Annotated in this window: 19 protein-coding genes; 9 read left to right on the forward strand and 10 right to left on the reverse strand. The window is 69.0% G+C overall.

All coding sequences use genetic code 11. The annotated features are described in order from the left end of the window. The first annotated feature begins 302 nt into the window (after nucleotides 1–302). Nucleotides 303–1,766 (forward strand): catalase, encoded by a 1,464-nt coding sequence (locus ACIOJD_RS03700; protein WP_401908022.1) that lies wholly within the window; start codon nucleotides 303–305, stop codon nucleotides 1,764–1,766. A gap of 81 nt (nucleotides 1,767–1,847) precedes the next feature. On the opposite strand, the gene ACIOJD_RS03705 is transcribed toward ACIOJD_RS03700, so the two are convergent. Further along, a complete protein-coding gene (locus ACIOJD_RS03705; RefSeq protein ID WP_401908023.1) occupies nucleotides 1,848–4,097 on the reverse strand; it encodes a transglycosylase domain-containing protein in 2,250 nt (749 codons plus the stop codon). A gap of 297 nt (nucleotides 4,098–4,394) precedes the next feature. On the opposite strand from ACIOJD_RS03705, the gene ACIOJD_RS03710 reads away from it, so the two are divergent. The 4 genes from ACIOJD_RS03710 to ACIOJD_RS03725 all read left to right on the forward strand — a co-directional run bounded on the left by ACIOJD_RS03710 (nucleotide 4,395) and on the right by ACIOJD_RS03725 (nucleotide 8,392). Then, complete coding sequence (locus ACIOJD_RS03710; RefSeq protein ID WP_401908929.1) at nucleotides 4,395–5,330, forward strand: SPFH domain-containing protein; 936 nt, start codon at nucleotides 4,395–4,397, stop codon at nucleotides 5,328–5,330. Further along, entirely contained in the window at nucleotides 5,276–5,632 is a 357-nt protein-coding gene (locus tag ACIOJD_RS03715; RefSeq protein ID WP_401908024.1) for a hypothetical protein, read from the forward strand. Before ACIOJD_RS03710 ends, ACIOJD_RS03715 begins: the two co-directional genes overlap by 55 nt. A gap of 316 nt (nucleotides 5,633–5,948) precedes the next feature. Then, nucleotides 5,949–6,470 carry a PadR family transcriptional regulator gene (locus ACIOJD_RS03720; RefSeq protein WP_401877218.1) on the forward strand — a complete coding sequence of 174 codons (522 nt, stop codon included), beginning with the start codon at nucleotides 5,949–5,951 and terminating at the stop codon, nucleotides 6,468–6,470. Then, entirely contained in the window at nucleotides 6,470–8,392 is a 1,923-nt protein-coding gene (locus ACIOJD_RS03725; RefSeq protein ID WP_401908025.1) for an ATP-binding cassette domain-containing protein, read from the forward strand. The genes ACIOJD_RS03720 and ACIOJD_RS03725 overlap by 1 nt, the downstream gene beginning before the upstream one ends. A 204-nt stretch (nucleotides 8,393–8,596) precedes the next feature. Here the strand turns inward: ACIOJD_RS03725 and ACIOJD_RS03730 are convergent, their stop codons facing one another. Beyond that, complete coding sequence (locus tag ACIOJD_RS03730; RefSeq protein WP_401908026.1) at nucleotides 8,597–9,601, reverse strand: hydrogen peroxide-inducible genes activator; 1,005 nt, start codon at nucleotides 9,599–9,601, stop codon at nucleotides 8,597–8,599. A 137-nt stretch (nucleotides 9,602–9,738) separates the two neighbouring features. Here ACIOJD_RS03730 and ACIOJD_RS03735 point away from each other — a divergent pair, with 137 nt between their 5' ends. Both ACIOJD_RS03735 and ACIOJD_RS03740 read left to right on the forward strand, forming a co-directional pair. Further along, nucleotides 9,739–10,293 (forward strand): peroxiredoxin, encoded by a 555-nt coding sequence (locus tag ACIOJD_RS03735; protein WP_401877212.1) that lies wholly within the window; start codon nucleotides 9,739–9,741, stop codon nucleotides 10,291–10,293. Nucleotides 10,294–10,299: 6 nt separating this feature from the next. After that, a complete protein-coding gene (locus ACIOJD_RS03740) occupies nucleotides 10,300–10,848 on the forward strand; it encodes an alkyl hydroperoxide reductase (protein WP_401908027.1) in 549 nt (182 codons plus the stop codon). 148 nt (nucleotides 10,849–10,996) lie between these two features. Here ACIOJD_RS03740 and ACIOJD_RS03745 read toward each other — a convergent pair whose 3' ends face one another. The 4 genes from ACIOJD_RS03745 to ACIOJD_RS03760 form a co-directional block, all read right to left on the reverse strand. Then, a complete protein-coding gene (locus ACIOJD_RS03745) occupies nucleotides 10,997–12,370 on the reverse strand; it encodes an AI-2E family transporter (RefSeq protein WP_401908028.1) in 1,374 nt (457 codons plus the stop codon). Nucleotides 12,371–12,509: 139 nt separating this feature from the next. Then, nucleotides 12,510–13,229 (reverse strand): transglycosylase SLT domain-containing protein, encoded by a 720-nt coding sequence (locus tag ACIOJD_RS03750; RefSeq protein ID WP_401908029.1) that lies wholly within the window; start codon nucleotides 13,227–13,229, stop codon nucleotides 12,510–12,512. Nucleotides 13,230–13,658: 429 nt separating this feature from the next. After that, the gene (locus tag ACIOJD_RS03755) at nucleotides 13,659–14,981 is read right to left on the reverse strand and encodes a PhoH family protein (RefSeq protein WP_401908030.1); all 1,323 of its coding nucleotides are present in this window, start codon (nucleotides 14,979–14,981) and stop codon (nucleotides 13,659–13,661) included. A gap of 363 nt (nucleotides 14,982–15,344) precedes the next feature. Next, nucleotides 15,345–16,106: an isoprenyl transferase gene (locus ACIOJD_RS03760; protein WP_401908031.1), complete on the reverse strand. Its 762-nt coding sequence runs from the start codon at nucleotides 16,104–16,106 to the stop codon at nucleotides 15,345–15,347. Nucleotides 16,107–16,254: 148 nt separating this feature from the next. On the opposite strand from ACIOJD_RS03760, the gene mgrA reads away from it, so the two are divergent. Beyond that, nucleotides 16,255–17,292 carry an L-glyceraldehyde 3-phosphate reductase gene (mgrA, locus tag ACIOJD_RS03765; RefSeq protein WP_401908032.1) on the forward strand — a complete coding sequence of 346 codons (1,038 nt, stop codon included), beginning with the start codon at nucleotides 16,255–16,257 and terminating at the stop codon, nucleotides 17,290–17,292. A gap of 490 nt (nucleotides 17,293–17,782) precedes the next feature. Here the strand turns inward: mgrA and ACIOJD_RS03770 are convergent, their stop codons facing one another. Continuing rightward, nucleotides 17,783–18,709 carry a prepilin peptidase gene (locus ACIOJD_RS03770; protein WP_401908033.1) on the reverse strand — a complete coding sequence of 309 codons (927 nt, stop codon included), beginning with the start codon at nucleotides 18,707–18,709 and terminating at the stop codon, nucleotides 17,783–17,785. Between the two features lie 133 nt (nucleotides 18,710–18,842). Here ACIOJD_RS03770 and ACIOJD_RS03775 point away from each other — a divergent pair, with 133 nt between their 5' ends. Then, on the forward strand, nucleotides 18,843–19,250 hold the full coding sequence (locus tag ACIOJD_RS03775) for a DUF192 domain-containing protein (protein WP_401908932.1): 408 nt from the start codon (nucleotides 18,843–18,845) through the stop codon (nucleotides 19,248–19,250). Here ACIOJD_RS03775 and ACIOJD_RS03780 read toward each other — a convergent pair. The 3 genes from ACIOJD_RS03780 to ACIOJD_RS03790 form a co-directional block, all read right to left on the reverse strand. Next, a complete protein-coding gene (locus ACIOJD_RS03780) occupies nucleotides 19,201–20,154 on the reverse strand; it encodes a hypothetical protein (RefSeq protein ID WP_401908034.1) in 954 nt (317 codons plus the stop codon). The genes ACIOJD_RS03775 and ACIOJD_RS03780 overlap by 50 nt on opposite strands. A gap of 187 nt (nucleotides 20,155–20,341) precedes the next feature. Further along, on the reverse strand, nucleotides 20,342–20,896 hold the full coding sequence (locus ACIOJD_RS03785) for a hypothetical protein (protein ID WP_401908035.1): 555 nt from the start codon (nucleotides 20,894–20,896) through the stop codon (nucleotides 20,342–20,344). A gap of 43 nt (nucleotides 20,897–20,939) precedes the next feature. Beyond that, on the reverse strand, nucleotides 20,940–22,529 hold the full coding sequence (locus tag ACIOJD_RS03790) for a polymorphic toxin-type HINT domain-containing protein (protein ID WP_401908036.1): 1,590 nt from the start codon (nucleotides 22,527–22,529) through the stop codon (nucleotides 20,940–20,942). Nucleotides 22,530–22,632 lie beyond the last annotated feature (103 nt).

The raw sequence follows: 22,632 nt of genomic DNA on the forward strand, positions 1-22,632 counted from the left end.
GCCCCGGCATGATCGGTTCGGGGCCCGATGAGATCGGTTCGGGGCTTCGTCCGGGGCTTGTCCGGGGCTTTGTCCGGGGCTTCGTCCGGCAGGGGACCTGGCTTTGTCCGGTAGGGGGACCTGGTCCATGGGGCGCCGAGCGCGCTCAGGGCAGGGCCGTTTCCAAATGTTGCCGACAGTGTGTCGTAGAGGTTAGCTGGGGCAGGCGGCCGTAGTGACCGCTGTCCCAGCCCGGCACAGGATCTGGGTTTTCGCTCCCTCGGTTCACCTGGTTCGGGCCTTCTCTCGACGGGAGGACACTCATGGCCGAGTCATCCCCCAGGACTCCCTACACCACGAACAACGTCGGTATCCCGGTGGAGAGCGACGAGCACTCGCTCACCATCAGCCCCGACGGCCCCATCCTGCTCCAGGACCACTACCTCATCGAGAAAATGGCCCAGTTCAACCGTGAACGGGTCCCCGAGCGAGTGGTGCACGCCAAGGGCGCGGGCGCGTACGGCGTCTTCGAAGTCACCAACGATGTCAGCCAGTTCACCAAGGCCGACCTCTTCCAGCCGGGCCGGCGCACCGAGATGCTGGCCCGCTTCTCCACGGTCGCCGGTGAACTCGGCTCGCCCGACACCTGGCGCGACCCCCGCGGCTTCGCGCTCAAGTTCTATACGGAGCACGGCAACTACGACATGGTCGGCAACAACACGCCGGTCTTCTTCGTACGCGACCCGATCAAGTTCCAGGACTTCATCCGCTCGCAGAAGCGCCACCCGGCCACCGGACTGCGCAACAACGACATGCAGTGGGACTTCTGGACCCTCTCCCCCGAGTCCGCGCACCAGGTGACCTGGCTGATGGGCGACCGGGGCATCCCGAAGTCCTTCCGGCACATGAACGGCTACAGCTCGCACACCTATATGTGGGTGAACGCGGGCGGCGAGCGGTTCTGGGTGAAGTACCACTTCAAGACCGACCAGGGCATCGACTACCTCAGCCAGGCCGACGCCGACGAGATGGCCGGCACGGACGGCGACCACCACCGCCGTGATCTGTACGAGTCGATCGAGTCCGGGAACGCGCCGACCTGGAGCCTGAAGGTCCAGGTCATGCCGTTCGAGGCGGCGGCCGACTACCGCTTCAACCCGTTCGACCTGACCAAGGTGTGGCCGCACGGCGACTACCCGCTGATCGATGTCGGCCGGATGACGCTCAACAAGAACCCGGACAATTTCTTCATCCATATCGAGCAGGCCGCGTTCGAGCCCTCGAACCTGGTGCCGGGCATCGGCCCGTCCCCGGACAAGATGCTGCTCGGCCGGCTCTTCTCCTACCCGGACACGCACCGGTACCGGATCGGTCCGAACTACACCCAGCTGCCGCCCAACCGGCCGCGTTCGCGGGTGGATTCGTACTCCAAGGACGGTCCGATGCGATATGTGGCGTCGAACGCCGCGAGGCCGTACGCCCCGAACTCGTACGGCGGTCCCGCGGCCGACACCGAGCGCTTCGGCGAGCCGGCCGGCTGGGCCTCGGCGGGCGAGATGGTGCGCGAGGCGTACAAGCCGCACCGCGAGGACGACGACTGGGGCCAGGCGGGCACGCAGGTCCGCCAGGTGCTGGACGACGCGCAGCGCGACCGGCTGGTGTCGAACGTCGCCGGTCATCTCGCGCAGGGCGTGTCCGCGCCGGTACGGGAACGGGCGCTTCAGTACTGGCGCAACATCGACAAGAAGATCGGCGACCGGATCGCCAAGAAGGTGAACGGCGGCTGACGGGTCAGGCGCCACACCGCGGCCCCGGCCGGCTTGTACGCGCCTGCCGGGGCCGCCCCGTAAATCAGTGACTCTGTACAGCTACTGGCCGAACGGCAGTTGACCGCCGTCGCCGGGCGGGTCCGCGCCGCCCGTGGGATCGCCGGTCTCGCCGCCGCCGGGTGGCTCCGGGTCGCCGGTCTCCCCGCCGCCGGGCTCCGTGGCCGGCGGGGAATCCGTCGGCGGCGCGGGCGGGGACTCGCTCGTCGAATCGGTGGGATCGGGCGACGGTGTCGTGGGGGTGGGGTCCGGTGACTGAGTGGTCGGCGTCGTCGTCGGGGTCGGCGCGGTCGGCGAGTGCGTCACCCCGGTCTGTACGGGCGGGGCGACGTCCAGGTCGAACTGCTCGTCGGAGCCGTTCAGCGCGCCGAGGGTGTAGTCCGCCCAGATCCGGGCGGGGAAGCCACCGCCGTTGGCACGGCCGCTGTTGGCGGTGCCGGTCAGGGTGACCTGGCCGCCGCCCTCCTTGGTCGACTCGCCGAACAGCGCCACGACCGTGGTGAGCCGGGGGGTGTAGCCGGCGAACCACGCGGACTTGTTGTTCTCCGACGTGCCGGTCTTGCCCGCCGCGTCATAGGCGGAGGTGTTGGCCTCGGCGCCCGAGCCGTTGTCGACGACGCCTTGCAGCGTACGGGTCACGGTGTCGGCGCTCTCCCTGCTCACCGCCTGCTCGCCCACCGGGTCCGGCATCTCGACCGTACGGTCCTTGTGCTCGGCCGACTTCACGATGGTCGGCGTGATCTTCGTGCCGTGGTTGTCGAGCGTCGCGTACACACCGGCCATGTCCCAGGTGGACGCGTTCATCGTGCCGAGGGTGATCGCGGGGCGCTCGGGGAAGTTCTTGTCCGGCATCCCGAGGTCCAGCGCGGTCCGCTTGACCGCACCGGGGCCGACGTCCACCACCATCTGTGCGAAGACGGAGTTGATGGAGTCGTTCATCGCGGTCTGGACATCGACGGAGCCGTAGTCCCTGTCGTCCTCGTTCTGCGGGGCGAAGGGGGTATCGCTGCCCACGACGGGCCGCTTGCTGGTGCCGTCGTACCGCGTGCCGATGCCGATCCGCTGTCCGTCCTGCGTCTGCGCGCCGTTCTCCAGGGCGGAGGTGAGGACGATCGGCTTGAAGGTCGAGGCGGGCTGGTAGTCGGAGCGGGTGGCGTTGGATATCCAGTGTTCGGTGGCGCTCCTGCCGCCGTACAGCGCGACGACCCGGCCGGTCTTCGGGTCGACGGAGGTCGCTCCCGCCTGCACCGTCGCGTCCGTCTTGTTGCCCTTGCGGTCGAGCTTGCTCTCCAGCTCCTTGTCGACCGACTTCTCCAGCTGCTTCTGCCGCTTCTGGTCGATGTTGAGGGTGATCGTCCAGCCGCCCGCGTCGATCGCGCTCTTGTCGACGCCCTGCGCGGCCAGTTCATTGTTGGCGGCCTCTACGAGATAGCCGGTCTGGCCCCCCATGCCCGAGGGCGCCTTGGGCTCGTGCGGGACGGGGAACTTCAGGCCGGAGCGGGCCGAGGAGTCCAGCCAGTGCTGTTCGACCATGTTGTCGAGGACATAGTTCCAGCGCGCGGTGGCCAGCTTCTTGCCGGTGGCGGTGGCGGAGGACCAGTCGTACTGGCTGGGGGCCTGGAGCAGCGCGGCGAGGTAGGCGCCCTGCGCGACACTCAGCTTGGACGCGTCGACGCCGTAGTACGCCTGGGCCGCGGCCTGGATGCCGTACGCGCCGCGCCCGTAGTAGCTGGTGTTGATGTATCCGGCGAGGATCTCGTTCTTGCTCTTCCGCTGGTCCACCTTCAGGGAGATCACCAGCTCCTTGAGCTTGCGGGTGACCGTCTGGTCCTGGTCCAGGTAGTAGTTCTTGACGTACTGCTGGGTGATGGTCGAGCCGCCCTGCTTGCCCTTGCCGGAGACGGTGTTCATCAGGCCGCGGGCCGTGCCCTTGATGTCGACACCGGAGTCGCCGTAGAAACCCTTGTTCTCGGCGGCGACGAAGGACCGCTGGACCCCCTTGGGGATCTGGTCCAGGCCGACGATCTCGCGGTTGACCTGGCCGGTGCGGGTGAGGATCTTGCCGTCGCTGTACTTGTAGACGTTGCTCTGCATCTCCGCCTGCGCGTTGGCGCTGGGCACGGGGACGATCAGATAGATCACGAAGAGCCCGCCCATGCCGAGCAGACAGAGCCCGAAGAACGTGCCGAGCAGCTTCCTCGGCGTGAAGAAGCGGCGTATGCCGCCGCCTCCCTCTTTCTCCGCCCGGCGCGTTCCACGCTGCCGGGCACGTGTGGCTTCCGCTCGGGCCATCGCCGTGTAGCTCCGCTCTCGGGTCTGTCGGTGTTGGTGCGTGTCGCGGGTATCGCCGTCGTTCTTTTGGCGTCCCTTGTCTCTCTTGGCGCCTCTGGTCCGGAATCAGCTCAGAAAGCTAACACCGCTCGCTGTGACAAAGGCCAACCGATCCGGCCTTTCCGGGCGTGACAATCAGCACCCGTTCTCACTGGAACCGACTCATGAGAGGGCCACAGGGTTGCCAACGCATTAATGTGTAATCACAATGATAGCTACCGCGGAACCGCGGGATCAGCATGGAAACGGGGCATGATCATGACCACCACCAGCACACCTCTCGCCGACGACCTGCCCGAGATGCCCGCCCCACGGGTCCGGGAATTCTCCGCCCACAACATCGGCGGCGGCCTCGCCCTGCTGCTCGGACTGCTCGGACTCGGCGCGGGCGCCGCCCTGATCACCCTGGGCGCCACGCTCGCCTCGAACGGTCCGAAGGTGGCATTGATCGCCGTCGGGATACTCATCACGGTCGTCGCGTTCTTCGCGATGTGCGGGCTGAACACGGTGTCGCCCGGCGAGGCCAGGGTCGTCCAGCTCTTCGGCAGCTACCGCGGCACGATCCGTACCGACGGACTGCGCTGGGTCAACCCGCTCACCTCCCGTACGGAGATCTCCACGCGGGTACGGAACCACGAGACGGCCGTCCTCAAGGTCAACGACGCCTACGGCAACCCGATCGAGCTGGCCGCGGTCGTGGTCTGGAAGGTCGAGGACACGGCGCAGGCGCTGTTCGAGGTGGACGACTTCCTGGAGTTCGTCTCCACCCAGACCGAGGCCGCCGTACGGCACATCGCCATCGAGTACCCGTACGACGCCCACGAGCGGGACGGCCTGTCGCTGCGCGGCAACGCCGAGGAGATCACCGAGAAGCTCGCCGTCGAACTGCACGCCCGGGTGGAGGCGGCCGGCGTCCACATCATCGAGTCCCGCTTCACGCATCTCGCGTACGCCCCGGAGATCGCCTCCGCGATGCTCCAGCGCCAGCAGGCGGGCGCGGTCGTCGCGGCCCGCCGGGAGATCGTGGACGGCGCGGTCGGGATGGTCGAGGCGGCGCTGACCCGGCTGACGGAGGAGGACATCGTGGAACTGGACGCGGAACGCAAGGCGTCGATGGTGAGCAACCTGCTGGTCGTGCTGTGCGGGGACCGCGCGGCCCAGCCGGTCGTCAACACGGGCACCCTTTACCAGTGACCGAACGAAAGCAGATCCTGCTGCGCGTGGACCCGGCGGTGTACGACGCCCTGGCCCGCTGGGCGTCCGACGAACTGCGCAGCGCGAACGCGCAGATCGAGTTCCTGTTGCGACGGGCACTGGCGGACGCGGGGCGGCTGCCGGGGAATGCGGCGCCGATTCCCCGGCGGGGGCGGCCCCGGAAGACGGGGGCGGCGGGGGCGGCGGAGCCGGCAGGGGCCGCGGAGTCGGCGGGGGCCGCGGAGTCGGCGGGGGCGGACGACGACGCCGGGGGCGGGGGCGGGTCGGCGGGTGGCCGGTAGGCCGCCGTGGGTGCGGTATCGCCGTCCGGCTGGGTGCGGGGGCGGTGCGCGATGCGCGGGGGCGCCGTTGCGGGGGCGGGGCCGGCGCCTCCGGAGGCGCGTGTCCGGACTGCATGATGTACGGCGTGTGCGGCTCTGTTCTTCGGGTGCGGGTTGCCGTACGCCACACATCACGCTTTACGTCCGGACACGTCACCTCCTGCGACCCCGTCCCCCTCCCGTCGGTTTCTCACCTGCGGGCCGACTCGTGCTTCTGTGCGTCCGTACCACTCCTCGCTATACATGTGGTGTATACGTGCGATGTACAGTTGCCCGCATGTCAATCGGTCACACCCTTCTCGGGCTCCTCGAATCGGGACCGCGCCACGGCTACGACCTCAAGCGGGCCTTCGACCAGCAATTCGGACACGACCGGCCCCTCCACTACGGGCAGGTCTACTCGACCATGTCCCGCCTCCTGAAGAACGGGCTCGTCGAAGTCGACGGAATCGAAGCCGGAGCCGGTCCCGAGCGCAAGCGGTACGCGATCACCCCGGCCGGCGTCATCGACGTCAAGCACTGGCTCGACCAGCCGGAGAAGCCGGAACCGTACCTCCAGTCGACCCTCTACACGAAGGTCGTCATCGCGCTGCTCACCGACCGCAGCGCCACCGATCTGCTCGACACCCAGCGCGCCGAACATCTGCGGATGATGCGCGACCTCACCGCGCGCAAGCGCGAGGGTGACCTGGTCGACCAACTGATCTGCGACCACGCGCTGTTCCATCTGGAGGCGGACCTGCGCTGGCTGGAGCTGACCGCGGCCCGGCTCGACAAGCTCGCGGAGAAGGTGCGCTGATGACGGCTGGGCCTCCTCTGCTCGCAGCCGACGGCCTGCGCAAGGCGTACGGCCCGACCGCCGCGCTCGACGGCGCGTCGTTCTCGATCCGGCCCGGTGAGATCGTCGCCGTCATGGGCGCGTCCGGCTCCGGCAAGTCGACCCTGCTGCACTGCCTCGCCGGGATCGTCACCCCCGACTCGGGCACCATCACCTACCGGGGCCGCCCCCTGACCGCGATGTCGGACGCCGAGCGCAGCGCCCTGCGCCGTACGGAGTTCGGCTTCGTCTTCCAGTTCGGCCAGCTCGTACCCGAGTTGACGTGCGCGGAGAACGTGGCGCTGCCGCTGCGGCTGACCGGTGTCCGGCGCAAGGACGCCGAACGTACCGCCCTGGACTGGATGGAACGCCTGGAGGTCGACGGCATCGGGTCGAAGCGGCCCGGCGAGGTCTCCGGCGGGCAGGGCCAGCGGGGCGCGGTGGCCCGTTCGCTGGTCGCCTCCCCGCGGCTGGTCTTCGCCGACGAGCCGACCGGCGCCCTCGACTCCCTCAACGGCGAGCGGGTGATGGAGCTGTTCACCGAGGCGGGGCGCCGCCGGCTGTGGTGGCGGCTGCTGATGCCTCTCATCGGCATCGCCCTCCTGATGGCGACCCGGACCGTGACCGAGGAGACCGAAGCGGTCGGCCGGTACACCATCGCGGGCGGCGCGGTGCTCGTGCTGGTCGGTCTGACCGCTCTGCTGCCCTGGGCGGTCGAGGCGGCGGTGGTCCGGCTGCGCGGCGGACCCGTCGCCTGGCAACTCGCCACCCGCAGACTCCAGTTGGGCAGCGGCTCGGCGGCTCGGACGGTCAGCGGGATCACCGTGGTGGTGGCGGGCGCCATCGCCCTCCAGATGATGTTCGGCGGGATGCACGAGGGGTTCGTCAAACCCACCGGCCAGGACCCGACACGAGCGAACATCACGGTCAGCGCGTCGTTCGGGAACGGGGAACTGGCCCAGCGGATGATCGACGACTTCCGCGCGACCAAGGGCGTCAGGAAGGTCATCGGCACGGTCGAGAGCTATGTGGTCGCACCGGGGCCCGTACCGGACGGCGGCATCCGGCCGACCACCACCCTGACCGTCGGCACCTGCGCCACCCTGCGGGAACTCGCCAGGCTGCCCTCCTGCGCGGACGGAGACGCCTTCGTGTCCCACATCCCCGGAGACAAGCGGATGAGCGACTGGGTCGACGAGACCGCCAGGCCGGGAAGGCCTGTCGACCTCAACACGCGTTCCGTGGACGACGGTTCCAAGCCGGTGCTGTGGACGCTGCCGGCATCGGCCCATACCGTCCAGGCCCGGACGGACCCCCTCGGGCGCGAGACCGACGGCATCTTCGCCACACCCGGCGCCATCGACCCGAGCCGGTTGACGAGCGCGACGACCACGGCCACGATCCGGGTGGACGACGGGGTGCCGGACGCGGTGGAGCATGTACGCAACACGGCCGCCGGACTCGACCCGTCGATGCGGGTGACGACGGTCGAGCGCGTCGAGCGGGACAAGCAGTACGCCAGCGTGCGGACCGGGCTGATGATCGGCGGCACCGCCACGATGGGGCTGATCGCCGCGAGCATGCTCGTCTCACAGATCGAGCAACTGCGTGAACGCAGGCGGCTGTTGTCGGTCCTGGTGGCCTTCGGTACGCGCCGGGCGACGCTCGCCTGGTCGGTGCTGTGGCAGACCGCCGTACCGGTGGTGGTCGGTACGGCACTGGCCATCGCGGGCGGGCTGGCCCTCGGGGCCGTCCTGCTCGACATGATCGCCAAACCGGTCAGCGGCTGGTGGGGCTTCGTGCCCTACGCGAGCGCGGGCGCCGGAGTGATCCTGCTGGTGACGGTGCTCAGCATGCCGCCGCTGTGGCGGATGATGCGGCCGGAGGTCCTGCGAACGGAGTGAACCACCTTGCGGCGCGGATATTCTTGGGCGCGGGTGTTGCCGCGCGGGTGTTGCCGCGCGGGTGTTGCCGCGCGGGTGTTGCCGCGCGGGTGCCGGGCGCAGGTCCCGTAGTACGGCTGCCGGCCACAGCGTCCGTACCGCCGGGGAGCCGGACACTCCGGCCGTGACACGGATGCCCGGCTTCCCGACCGCCCGGCAACGGTCTCAGCCCGGCTCCCGCCGCTGCGCCGGTGCGCACGCGGGCGCACGCTCGGCCACGCGCACCGGCAACTCCCTGAGCGCCTCCCGCAGCGCGTCCGCGAACGTCTCGAACTCCCCGCCGCGCGCCGCGCCCGTCCGCATCGCCAGCGCGATCCGGCGCGACGGCGCGGGGTCGGCGAAGTACCCGGTCGCCAGCCGGTCGTTACGTCCCGTCTCGACCTGGACCGCCGTCCGCGGCAGCAGCGTGACCCCGAGCCCGCCCGCCACCAACTGCACCAGCGTGGACAGCCCGGCCGCGCTGGTCGTCACCGGCACACCGTCGGTACGCCCCGCCTCACGGCAGATGTCCAGCGCCTGGTCGCGCAGGCAGTGCCCCTCGTCGAGCAGCAGCAGCGGCAGCTCCCGCAGCGCCTCGCGCGGCAGGTCCCGGCGCCCGCCGAGTCCGTGTGTGTCCGGTGTGACCAGTACGAAGTCCTCGTCGAACAGAGGCAGTTCGGTGACCCCCGGCTGGCCGAGCGGCACGGCGAGCAGCAGCAGGTCCAGCCGGCCGGCCGTCAGCCCGTCCAGCAGGGACGAGGTCTGCTCCTCGTGCACCTGGAGATCCAGCTCCGGATAGCGCCCGTGCACCAGCCGGAGCACTGTCGGCAGCAGGTACGGCGCGACGGTCGGGATCACCCCGAGCCGGAGGGTTCCGGTGAAGGGGGCCCGCACCGCCTCCGCCTCGTCCAGCAGCGCGCCGACCGCGTCCAGTACGGTCCTCGCCCGGACCGCGAGCCGTTCACCGGCGGCGGAGAGCAGCACCTTGCGCGTCGTACGCTCCACGAGCTGTACGCCGAGCACCTCCTCCAGCGCCGAGACCGCCCCGGAAAGAGCGGGCTGGCTCATCCCGATCGCGGCGGCCGCGTCCCGGAAATGCAGCTGCTCGGCCACGGCCGCGAAGGCGCGCAACTGGGACAGACTGGGCTGTTTACCCCGCTGGCCGGAGTGTTTGACGTAACTCGTGGGCACCACTGATAGGTCCTTCCGATCGCGGCGACCGAGTCTAGCTATTTCCGTGATCAATATCCTCTGTGCCACCATCAGTAATCCGCCCAACCGCCCGGAAGACCCTCAAATGGGATCTCCTTCCCCCACAAGGAGTGCGCGTGCTCACTGTTGGTGACAAGTTCCCCTCGTTCGAACTGACCGCCTGCGTCTCACTCGAGAGCGGCAAGGAGTTCGAGGAGATCAACCACAAGACCTACGAAGGCAAGTGGAAGGTCATCTTCGCCTGGCCCAAGGACTTCACGTTCGTGTGCCCGACCGAGATCGCGGCCTTCGGCAAGCTCAACGAGGACTTCGCCGACCGTGACACCCAGATCCTCGGCTTCTCCGGTGACTCCGAGTTCGTGCACCACGCCTGGCGCAAGGACCACCCCGACCTGCGGGACCTGCCCTTCCCGATGCTTGCCGACTCGAAGCACGAGCTGATGCGCGACCTGGGCATCGAGGGCGAGGACGGCTTCGCGCAGCGCGCCGTCTTCATCGTCGACCCGGACAACGAGATCCAGTTCACCATGGTGACCGCCGGTTCCGTGGGCCGTAACCCCAAGGAGGTCCTGCGGGTGCTGGACGCTCTGCAGACCGACGAGCTGTGCCCGTGCAACTGGAACAAGGGCGAGACCACGCTCGACCCCGTCAAGCTCCTGTCGGGCGAGTGATATCCGATGGCTCTCGATGAACTGAAGTCGGCCCTGCCGGACTACGCCAAGGACCTGCGACTGAACCTCGGTTCGGTCATCGGCAACAGCGAGCTGCCGCAGCAGCGGCTCTGGGGCACGGTGCTGGCCTGCGCGATCGCCTCGCGCTCGCCGCGCGTGCTGCGCGAGCTGGAGCCGGAGGCCAAGGCCAACCTGAGCCCCGAGGCGTACACCGCCGCCAAGTCGGCCGCCGCCATCATGGCGATGAACAACGTCTTCTACCGGACCCGGCACCTGCTGTCGGACCCCGAGTACGGGACGATGCGCGCCGGTCTGCGGATGAACGTAATCGGCAACCCGGGTGTGGAGAAGGTGGACTTCGAGCTGTGGTCGCTCGCCGTCTCCGCCATCAACGGCTGTGGCCAGTGCCTCGACTCGCACGAGCAGGTGCTCCGCAAGGCCGACGTGGACCGCGAGACGATCCAGGAAGCCGTCAAGATCGCCGCGGTGATCCAGGCGGTCGGCGCGACGCTCGACGCCGAGGCCGTACTCGCCGAGGCCGTCCCGGCCGAGTAGGCGTGTGAGGCGGAGCTGAATTCCGCGAAGACGAGGGCCCGGTGGACAGTTCGTCCACCGGGCCCTCGCGTCTGCCGTCAGACGCCCGCCGGTCGTCCCGCCGGATACGCCCGCCCCTCCCGCTCGCCTTCCGGTTCCGGTTCGGAGATCACCGCGTGCCGTCCCCCGCCTCGGCGGAGGCGGGCGTGGCCGTCGGCGTCGGGGACGTCGGCGGAACCGATGCGGCGGGTACGGGGGCCGGGGTCGGCCGGGGCTCGGTGGGCGTCGGGCCGTGTGGCGAGAGCGAGTTCCGCAGGTCCTGTTCCTGGCTGTACGCGCGGAGGTAGCCGACGACGGTGTTGGTGACCGCCACCAGCGGCACCGCGACCACCGCGCCCCCGATGCCCGCCACCAGACCGCCGATGGCGACCGCGAGGACCACGGCGAGCGGATGCACCCGTACCGCGCGGCCCAGGATGAAGGGCTGGAGCACATGGCCCTCGATCTGCTGGACGCCCAGGACGACGAGCAGCACCATCAGCGCGGTGAACACGTCCTGGGTGACCAGGGCCACCACCACCGCCAGGGCGCCGGAGATCACGGCGCCGACCAGCGGGATGAAGGCGCCGAGGAAGATGAAGACGGCGAGCGGCACCGCGAGCGGGACATCGAGGAAGTAGAGCCCGAGACCGATGAAGATCGCGTCGATCAGGGCGACCAGCACCGTGCCGCGTACATAGGCGGTGAGGGTGTGCCAGGCCCGCGGACCCGCTCCGGCGACTCCCTCACGGGCCTGCGCCGGGACGAGTTTGAGCGTCCACTGCCAGATCTTGCTGCCGTCGTACATCAGGAAGAGCGTCGAGAACATCGCGAGGAACATTCCGGTCAGGAACTCGACCATCACCGTCACGCCCTGGAGGCCGGCGGAGGTGATCTCCTCGGTGTTGGATCCGACGGCGTCGCTCAGGCTCTTCGCGATGCCGTTGATCTGGTCCTCGGTCACATGGAACGGGCTGTTGAGCAGCCATTGCTTCAGCTCGTTGATGCCGTCCGTGACACGGTTGGAGAGGTCGTCGATGTTCTCCATGACCTGCCACACGACGAACCAGCCGACCAGCCCCATCAGGACGAATCCCGCTATCGCGGTGAGGGCCGTGGCCAGTCCGCGCGGTACGCCGTACCCCTTGAGGCGGACCACCGTGGGCTGGAGGAGCGCGGTGATGAGCAGCGCGATGACGAAGGACATGACGACCAGCTGCACGGAGCTGATGACACGCATGAGCACCCAGAGCAGACCACCGAGGACGAGAAGCCGCCAGGCGGCCTCTCCGGCGACCCGCATGCCCCAGGGGATGGCGGCGACGGGATCGGGTCTCGTCGCGACGCCGGGGGCGTATGCGGGAGGCGGCGGGATGTCGGCCCCCGTGGTCGTGGCGACCGGTTCGTCGTCGGCCTCGGCCTCGGCTCTGCGCTCTTCCAGACGCGCGCTCATCCGGGTCAGTTCCGCACCCACCTGACCGAGCCAGGACGGCACTCTCGACATGCTGTTCCCTCTTCCCCCTGCTTGACTCCCCACTCGCTCCCCCGGGGCAGTTCAGAAATGACCGTACACGTGCGAAGCCCCCCACCGTAGGACGGCAGGGGGCTTCGCGAGGTTGAGCGCCGGACGAGCCGGGCTTTCCCTAGTACCAGTTGTTGGCCTGCCAGAACGACCAGGCGCCACAGGGACTGTCGTAGCGGTCGTTCATGTAGTTCAGGCCCCACTTGATCTGGGTGGCCGGGTTGGTCTGCCAGTCGGCGCCGGCGGAGCTCATCTTGGAGCCGGGGAGCGCCTGGACGAGGCCGTACGCGCCGGAAGACGCGTTCTGGGCCTGGTAGTTCCAGGTCGACTCGTGGTTCACGATGTTGCTGAAGCACTGGAACTGGTCGGCCGGGACCATCTGCCGGGCCATCGCCTGGACCTCGGCGACCGTGTAAGAGCTCTGCTGGGTGAAGGAAGCGGAGGAGCGGACCTCGTCGCGGCTCGCGCGCTCCGCGTCCTTCTCGGCCTGTTCGGCCTTCTCCTTCTCCAGACGCTCCTGCTCGGCCTTGTCTTCGGCCGCCGCCTTCTTGGACTTGGCGTCCTTGGCGGCCTGCATACGGGCCGACTCTTCCGCGGACTTCTTCGCGGTCGCGTCGGCCGCGGAGGCCTGCGCGTCCGCCTGCTGTGCCAGCGACGCGGTCTGCACCTGCGCCTGCTGTCCTGCGGGGATGTCTGCGAGGAGCGTCGTGTCGGCTGCGGTCGCCTCAAGATTGGCGTCCGAGACCTGGGGGTCGCCCGAGGCAACTCCCACGACAGCGCCGACGGTGGTGACCGCAGTGGCCGATGCCACGGCGAATCCCCGGACCGAGATCCGGCTCACACGGTGTCCTTCCAGCATCGCCCGGCAGGTGACCTCAGGGGCGCGATCGTGCCCCTGGCACTGGTCTCCGACTGCTGGGTCACGGGAGACACGGGCCCGGTGGGCAACCCCCTTACGGGGACTGCCGCGTGGTGCGCGGGCGGCATGCGGCGACGGCTGTGGAGTTGTGTGGTGCCGCACCTGTGGAGGTGCATATGCATGTGCCGCATGCGGGGGCCTGACGGAAGCAAGACTCTGCCGGAAGTTGACGCCGCGAGGCAATTCCCCGTCGCGTGTGAAAGCTCACACCCTGTTTGCCCCAAGGGATTCGAGGAAATACCCGCGCGCCAGAACGCCGCCCGGCTAAGCTCTTCGGCTTCGCCGGGCGGCGCCCAACTGTGGTGAAACGGGGCGGGATACGCGTTACCCCGCGAGAACGCCCCACACCCCTTACATCTGACCGTCCTCCAGCATTTCGGTCACGAGCGCGGCGATCTGCGAGCGCTCGGAACGGGTGAGCGTGACATGCGCGAAGAGCGGATGACCCTTGAGTTTCTCGACGACCGCGACGACCCCGTCGTACCGGCCCACCCTCAAGTTGTCCCGCTGCGCCACGTCATGAGTGAGGACCACCCGGGAATTCGCCCCGATACGCGACAGAACGGTCAGCAGAACGTTCCGCTCCAGGGACTGGGCCTCGTCGACGATGACGAACGCGTCATGCAGGGAACGGCCCCGGATGTGCGTCAGCGGCAGCACTTCGAGCATGCCGCGCCCCAGCACCTCCTCGATCACCTCGCGGCCGGCGACCGCCGAGAGCGTGTCGAAGACGGCCTGCGCCCAGGGGCTCATCTTCTCGGCCTCGCTGCCGGGCAGATAGCCGAGCTCCTGGCCGCCGACCGCGTACAGCGGCCGGAAGACCATCACCTTCTGGTGCTGCCTGCGCTCCAGGACCGCTTCCAGCCCCGCGCACAGGGCCAGGGCCGACTTGCCGGTGCCGGCCCGGCCGCCCATCGACACGATGCCGATGTCCTGGTCGAGAAGGAGATCGAGGGCGATGCGCTGCTCGGCGCTGCGGCCGTGGATCCCGAAGGCCTCACGGTCGCCGCGGACGAGCCGGACATTGCCCTCGGCGGTGACCCGGCCGAGCGCCTTGCCGCGCTCGGACTGGAGCACCAGTCCCGTGTGCACGGGCAGATCGCTCACCTCGGGCACATGGAGGGACTCCTCGGAGAAGAGGAGATCGATCTGGTCCCCGGCGAGGGACAGCTCGCTCATCCCCGTCCAGCCGGAGTCGGTGACGGCGAGTTCGGCGCGGTACTCCTCGGCGAGGAGACCGACCGACGAGGCCTTGATGCGCAACGGCAGGTCTTTGGAGACGACCGTCACGTCGTACCCCTCCGCCTGGAGATTTCGCGCGACCGCGAGAATCCGTGAGTCGTTGTCCCCCAATCGGAAGCCGGCGGGCAGAATGCCGGGATCAGAGTGGTTGAGCTCGACGCGCAGCGTGCCCCCCAGGCCGCCCAGCGGAATGGGGGCATCGAGGCGGCCGTACCTGAGCCGGAAGTCGTCGAGCAGGCGCAGTGCCTGCCGGGCGAAGTAGCCCAGCTCCGGATGGTGCCTCTTGGCCTCCAACTCCGTGATCACCACGATCGGGAGCACCACTTCGTGCTCGTCGAACCGTGACATGGCGTTGGGATCGGCCAGCAGGACGCTGGTGTCGAGAACGTAGGTGCGCCTGTCGGGCATGCGGCGCTTTGTGCTGGTCACCACGGAAGGACGTACCCCCTCGGATGAGGTCGGGGTGCGACGGCGTCGCGGGGCGGGTGGGCCGGGCTCAGGCCCCATGCGCGGGCCGAACTCCGGCCCTCCGTGTCGCCCGTACGTCTCGCACGGTCGTCCTGGTGCAAAGGGCCTCCCGGGCGGACGGCCCCATGCCGTCCGCTGAGATGCGATGTCCACTGACCTAACTTTCGGACATCGGCTAGAAGGAGGTATTCCCTCGAACACGCGCCGCCATGCCAGCACAGACGGCGGACAGCCGGTGAACCGGAGGTGACAGCCCCGGGCCCGGCCGGTCGGAACCGGACAGGAAGGGACCGTGGACGCCCGCCGTCCCCGTGCGACAAGCGGGTTTCAGGCCCCGTAGCGGCGGTGACGCGCCGCGTAGTCACGCAGGGCCCGCAGGAAGTCGACCTTCCGGAAAGCGGGCCAGAAAACTTCGCAGAAGTAGTACTCCGAATGGGCGCTCTGCCAGAGCATGAATCCGGAAAGGCGCTGTTCACCGCTGGTACGGATGACCAGATCCGGGTCCGGCTGACCGCGCGTGTAGAGATGGGAGGAGATCATGTCGACATCGACGATCTCGGCCAGCTCCTCGAAGGAGGTGCCCTTCTGGGCGTGGTCCATCAGCAGGGAGCTGACCGCGTCGGCGATTTCCTGCCTGCCGCCATAGCCCACGGCGACATTGACGAGTATTCCCTTGTTGTCGACGGTGGCCTGTTCGGCCTCTTTGAGGACGGTCTGCGTACGGTCGGGCAGCAGGTCGAGGGTGCCGACGTGGTGCACCCGCCAGCGTCCGTCGGCCGCCAGATCGCGGACCGCGTTCTCCACGATGCCGACCAGGGGGATCAGCTCGTCCTCGGGCCGGTCCAGGTTGTCCGTGGAGAGCATCCAGAGGGTGACGACCTCGACATCGGTCTCGGAGCACCAGCCGAGCATTTCCTGGATCTTGCTGGCGCCGGCCTTGTGGCCCTGCTCGGCCGTACCGCCGGAGGCCTTCGCCCAGCGACGGTTGCCATCGAGGATGACGCCAATGTGCTTGGGCACCTGGGTGTGGTCGAGACGGCCTTCCACGCGGCGTGCGTAAAGCCTGTACACCAGGTCGCGCAAGTTCACTGAGTCCACCCTCTCGTTTTCATGGGGGCCGGCGCGTCCGCTGGCGAGATCCTGGAGCCGGCCCGGGACCCCGAAGCCGTCACATTACTGCGCGGGCCCCACGGCGACCCAACCCGGTCTGTCACAAGTCCGTGATAAGGAGGGAAGCGTGACTAATTTTCCCCCTTACCTCGCGGCCGGTGACCGGTATGAGTCCATGGAGTACCGGCGCAGCGGGCGAAGTGGCCTGAAACTGCCCGCGATCTCCCTCGGGCTCTGGCACAACTTCGGCGACGACCGGACCCTCGATTCACAGCGCGCGATCCTGCGCCGTGCCTTCGATCTCGGCATCACGCACTTCGATCTGGCGAACAACTACGGCCCGCCGCCGGGATCCGCCGAGCTGAATTTCGGCAAGATCTTCGCGCAGGACTTTTCGGCCTATCGGGATGAACTCATCATTTCGACCAAGGCTGGATATCTGATGCATCCCGGTCCTTACGGTGAATGGGGATCCCGTAAGTACCTGACGTCCTCGCTGGACGCGTCGCTGAAGCGGATGGGGCTCGACTACGTCGACATCTTCTACTCGCACCGCTTCGACGCGAACACTCCGCTCGAGGAGACGATGGGGGCGCTGGCGTCCGCCGTGCGGCAGGGCAAGGCGCTGTACGTGGGGGTGTCCTCGTACAACGCGGAGCAGACCGCCGCGGCGGCCGGGCTGCTGAAGGAGATGGGTGTCCCGGCGCTCATCCACCAGCCGTCGTACTCGATGATCAACCGCTGGACGGAGAGCGACGGGCTGCTGGACGCCCTGGAGACGGCCGGGATGGGCTGCATCTCCTTCGTACCGCTCGCGCAGGGGCTGCTGACGGACAAGTACCTCCAGGGGATTCCGGAGGGGTCCCGGGCGGCGCAGGGCAAGTCCCTGGACCCGGATCTGCTCTCGGACGAGGTCGTACGGCGACTGAAGGGCCTCGACGGGATCGCCCGGCGGCGCGGCCAGTCACTGGCGCAGCTGGCGCTGACCTGGGTGCTGCGCGATCCGCGGATGACGTCCGCGCTGATCGGCGCGTCCAGTGTGGAACAGGTGGAGCAGAACGTGGCGGCGCTGGCCGGGCCCACGCTGACCGCCGAGGAGCTGAAGGAGATCGACGGCTTCGCGGTGGACACGGAGGGCACGAACATCTGGGCCCGGCGGAGCTGACGGTGCGTAGCGGGCGCGGGCGGTGCCTGCGCGCTGATCCGCCCGCGTACCTGCCCGCGCATCCGCGCGCGCACAAAAAAGCCGGGCCGGTCCGTGGGGGGGGATACGGACCGGCCCGAGGGGGGGTTTCCACCATAACCCTTTGTGAGGGTTGATGGGCGCCACGACGGGCCGGGGCAATGTTCCGGAGGCGGGGGTATGCCATGGGAGGCCCGTATTACCAGGCTTTTCGGGGGTGCCGTGATTCGGCGTGGCGAGTAGTTGCCACGCCGAACCCGTAACCCTCAGGAGCGACTCCGGCGGGGGTAGTGCCTTGACGCCGCTTTGACGCCGCTTTGACGGCGCTTTGACGGCGGAGGTTCCAAGGCCGTTCGAGGACTGTTCGGAGACTGTTCGCAGGCCGCCGTCAGGGCGGGCGGGGACCGGCCTCAGCGGCTCCCGGGGTCATCACCTCACCGTCCGGCAATGCGCAGCGTGATCTGGACGGGGCTCACGCTGCGGCAACGCCGCCGAGGACGATGCCCACCAGCGCGCCGGTGATCATGAAGGGGCCGAAGGGAATCGCCGACTTGCGGCCCGCGCGGCGCAGGAGCATCAGGCCGAGTCCGTACAGCGAACCGAACAGGAACCCGGCGAAGGCCCCGACGCACAGCACCGGCCAGCCGTACCAGCCGAGCGTCACTCCCAGGGGGACGGCGAGCTTGACGTCACCGAAGCCCATGCCGTTCGGATTGATCAGGAACAGTACGAAGTAGCAGGCGCCGAGGGCGAGTCCGCCGAGCAGCGCGGCCGGCCAGGAGCCGCCGTCCCCGGGGAGCAGCGCGGCGAGGCCGAGCAGTACGACGGCGGCCACGGCGAGGGGCAGCGTCAGGTGGTCCGGGAGGCGGTGGACGTTGCGGTCGACGAGGGCGAGCAGTACGGCGAGTGGCGTGAGCAGGAGCCATACGGCGAGTTCGGGGCGGGGGCCGGTGGAAGCGGCGAGGGCCGCGCAGACGAGGGCGGTGAGGAGGGGGACGAGGCGGGAGGGGGCGTAGGGGACATGAGGGACGTGGGGGGTGGAGGGCCTGTGGGGGGCAGGGGCCGCGTGTGGGGCGGGAGTTGTGGGGGCGGCTGCGGCTGCCCTTGCGGTTTCGGCTCTCGGTTCTTCGGCTCTCGGTTCTTCGGCTCCGGTTTCGGCTCCGAGGGTGCTCGAGGCCGGGCTTTCCGCCGTACCAGAGGGGACGGCCGCCACGTCGCATCCCGCGCACCGCGTGCCGCCGAGCCATCCGCGAGCGGGCCCGGTGATCGGGTGGCCGGCCGGGCAGCTGTTCCGCCACGGTTCCCCCGGCTCGACCGACAGCCGGTACGCGGCACGCGGCAGCAGCAGCCCGGAGGCTCCACCCCAGACAACGGCGACGGCGATCAGCGTGGCGTACACCTCCCCGACTCTAGAGTCCGGCGCCGGGACCGGTCGTGGGTCCACGGGCCCAACTCCCGTCGTTCCGGGGCCCAGAAGCGACGGTGCGGGGCGTGCCGCCGTACGACGAGGGCTACGGTCTACGGCCATGGGCATGGGCATGGGCATGTGGCGCAACGGCAGCGGACGGCTGACAGTCCCGGGGGCCGACCCGGGGCTCGACCGGCGGGTGGATCTGGAGATCGCCGCCTCGTACGGGACCCGGCGGCGTGGTCTGCTCGGGTGGGCCGGGATCGAGGGCGCGCTGCTGATCACCCCGTGCAACAGCGTGCACACCTTCCGGATGCGCTTCCCGATCGATGTGGCGTATCTGGACAGGGAGTTGACGGTCGTCGATGTCCAGACGCTGAAACCGGGACGGTTCCCTCTCCCCCGGTGGAGGGCCCGCCATGTGCTGGAGGCGGAGGGCGGGGCGATGGCACGGTGGGGGCTGCGGCCGGGGGTTCGGGTGATCATCCATCAGGACGCCGGCGCTCCTCCCCCCGATTGCCGGCCGGTCTGAGCTTGGCGGCCTGGGCCAGGAGCGGTTCCGGGGGCATCCGTGGGGTCTTCGCGTTCTCGAAGTTCGCGGTGTAGAAGGTGGCCACGGTGCCTCCCACCCGTACGACATGGAACACCAGCGGGACCGGATCGCCCTCGAAATCGCCCGTCACCTGATATGCGAGCGCGTCGTCGCCGGCCTTGACCGCGTCGAGCCGTTTCACTCCCGAGTACTTCGAGGGGCTCCCGCCACCGCCGCCGCCGCTCGCGGTGAAGCCGTCCGCACAGGTCGTGACGGCGGCGCGCAGGCGGCTGAGCAGGTTGCGCGCGCCCTGTGCGCCGTGGGTGGTGAGGAACTCGGAGACCGCCGGGCGGTCGTCGTCGGGCCCGACGATCTGCCGGTAGGCGACGGCTTTCCCGAGCGGTTCCGGCTTGCCGTTGATCACGGCGGTGAGAGGTACGCACTCGGCCGCGTCAGCCCGCTCACCCTGGGCCGGTGGCCCGTCCATCGGCCGGACCGTGAAGCCCGGCGCATCGCCGTCGGCGAGGACCGCCCGGTCCAACTCGTCCTGGCTGAGCACCTTTCCGGCACCCGCCCCGACGGCGGTCGGATCCGGGCGGATCTTCGGCCGGGACCGGGGAGTGGCGGAGGCCGTGGTCGGCGGCTTCGCTTCGGCTTCCTTCTTCGTCCGATCCCCGTCGCTCCGATCCTCGTCGCCGCGATCCCCGTCGCCGCGATCCCCGTCGCCGCGATCCCCGTCGCTCCGCTCGCCGTTGCTCCGAGTTTCATCGCTCCGGTCCCCGGCCCCCTGGTCGCCTCCCCCGCAGGCTCCGGTGAGTCCCAGCGCGAGCGCGGCGACCACCGCGGCCAGGGTGATACTGATACGCCGCGACATACCCGGCGTGCCCGCGATGCGTGTTCCCATCCGGTCTCCCCCATCTTGTCGCGCGCCTCAGGGACCCTGTCGCGGTTCCCGCCGCGCCTCCGGCTTCGCCCGCGGTGTCATCCGCGGCGCCAGCAAGCCAACCGCGGCCTTCGCCAACACGCATGGGCCCACGGACCCAACTTCCCGCCCGCTGTCACCGGCTCCGGCTCCGTATCGAGGCCGTGCCTCAGACGCCGCCTCGGCCGCCGCGCAGGTTCGTGATCTCGGCCGGGACCGCTCCGTCCCCGGCGCCCTCCCCGTACTGTTCCACCCAGTGCTTCTCCTGGACCTCGTTGCCGATCCGGATGCCGAAAGTCCAGGTGGGGTCGAGGAAGAGGGTGTGACCTCCCTCGAAGTCCAGGGCCAGGCACCTGCGTTCGCCTTCCCCGGCCGGATAGGCGCGGATCCGCGTGCAGCGCAGCTTGTCCCTGCCGTCGCCGAAGAGCTGTTCGCCGTACGAGGCGACGATCACTTCGTCCTCGGCGTCGGCCAGCAACTCGATGTCGTCCCAGTCCACGGCTCGCACCCGGGCGGAGCCCAGCCGGTCGGACTGGCCGATGGACTCGAACCTCAGCAGCCCGTCGTCCAGCCGCAGCCATACGGCCATCGGCTGGGGCCGGAACTCGGGCACGTCGCCGTCCCTGTCGATCCAGCCCGGGACGAGGACGTCGCGGACGTGGTGCTCACGGAGGGCTTCTTCGACCGTCCGCCACTGGCTGCTCAATACGGTTACCTCTTCCACGTCCGGGATCGTCTCGCCTTCCGCGTTGTCCGCCGAGTTTCGTCTACTTCTTCTTCGGGAGCTTTTTGGTGATCTCGATCGAGGTGTCGAGTCCTTCGCCGCTCTTGAGCGCCGTCCAGAAGTCGCCGTTCTCCCTCAGAACGATCGTCACGCCCTTGCCACGATAGATCAGCCCTTCCGGCTCGCCCTTCTTCAAAGTGCCCTTGCCGACCAGTTCGAATGTGCCGTCCTCGACAGCCTTGGCGATGTCTTCCCGGAACCTCGGACCGTCCTCCTTCAGCTTCTTGTATTTCGTGCCCAAGGCGTCCTCGATGAGCTTCTTGTGACGCAGGAAATGATCCTTGAACTTCTTCGCGTCGCCCTCGCCCACCGTCGGCTTCCTGGCCGCCTCGATGTCCTCGGGCGACATTTCGCAGTCGTTGTTGTGGACGAGCGCCCCGGCGGAGCCGATACCGACGTAATACGTGTGGATGTCAGCGACGGTGAGGTCGTACGTGGTGGTCCGCAGCGTGTGGCGGGAGGTGTCGGTCACCGTCAGCGTGGCGCCGGACGGTGTGCGCAGCTCGGCACCGGGGAGGATCTCGCCGGCGTCCGCCCAACGGTGCTGGTCGCTCAGCCAGAACGGGTGCGTGTCCGTGGCGGTGAGCCGGGCCGGCACGCCGCCGCTTCCCAGAACCGAGAGCCGGGTGAAGTCCTTGTCGTCGTGGGTGGTGATGACCCGTTCGACCGGACGGGCCCGTGTCACACCCGTCGCCGGGTCGGTGGCCATGACACGCGTACCGACGGGGATACGGTCGATGGCGATGCGCCTGCCGTCGGCGAGAAGCACCGGAGTGCCGGGCGGGAAACTGTGGCGGACGGGGCAGTTGGCCGGTTTGTTCTTGCCGTCGCCTTTGTCGCCGTCCTTGTCGCCGTCCTTGGGTCTGCCTCTGGTGTCGGCGTCGAGTTTCCGTTTCGCCTCGGCGAGTCTTTCCTCGGCCTCGCCTACCCGCTTACGGTTCTTGACCAGACCCGTGAGTCCGTCGTACAGGTCGCCGCCGTGTTTCTTCAGCGCTTTGACCAGCTCGACGGCTTTCTTCCATTTCCATGGCGCCCCGTATTTCGCGGCGAGCTTGCCGACGGCGCCACCGACGAGACCGAGCAGTACATTGATGAGCGTCTCGGTGCAGGCACCCATGTCGCCCTTGGTGACGCAGTCCAGGGCGTCGGTGATCCCCAGCTCGTCGGCCAGGATCCTGGCCAGTTCCCGCGCGGCCTCCTCGGCCTTGCCGGAGTCGGACTTCTCCGCGGCCTGGGCGTCCTGGAGCTCTTTGAGGGCGGCCTCGTAGTCGATCCGGGGCTGGGACTCCTCCGCGCCTTCTGTTCCTCCCGTACTGCCGCCCGTACTGCCGCCCGTACTGCCGTCGTCGGAAGCGGGGGCGGGTGCCTCGGCGTCTTCGGTGTCACCGGCATCGGCGTTGCCGTTGCCGCCGCCGCAGTCGCTGCCGCCGGTGATCCGGCACACCTGGGTGCGCAGCCCCTCGGCGAGGGTCGGACCCACCCCCGTCACCACGAGGGCGCCGACGATCGCGGCGACCACGGCCACGACGCCGACGTACTCGATGGCGGACTGGCCACGCTGCGCTCTGCGCAACCCCAGCAACCGGACATCCGTCCGCGGCACAGCCCTGCGCACATGACGACAAACCCGACGCACTACCCCCAGTGGCGACATACCGACGAGGCTAGGCGCGCGC

The sequence above is a fragment of the Streptomyces sp. NPDC088116 genome (genome assembly GCF_044741745.1).
GTDB lineage: Bacteria > Actinomycetota > Actinomycetes > Streptomycetales > Streptomycetaceae > Streptomyces.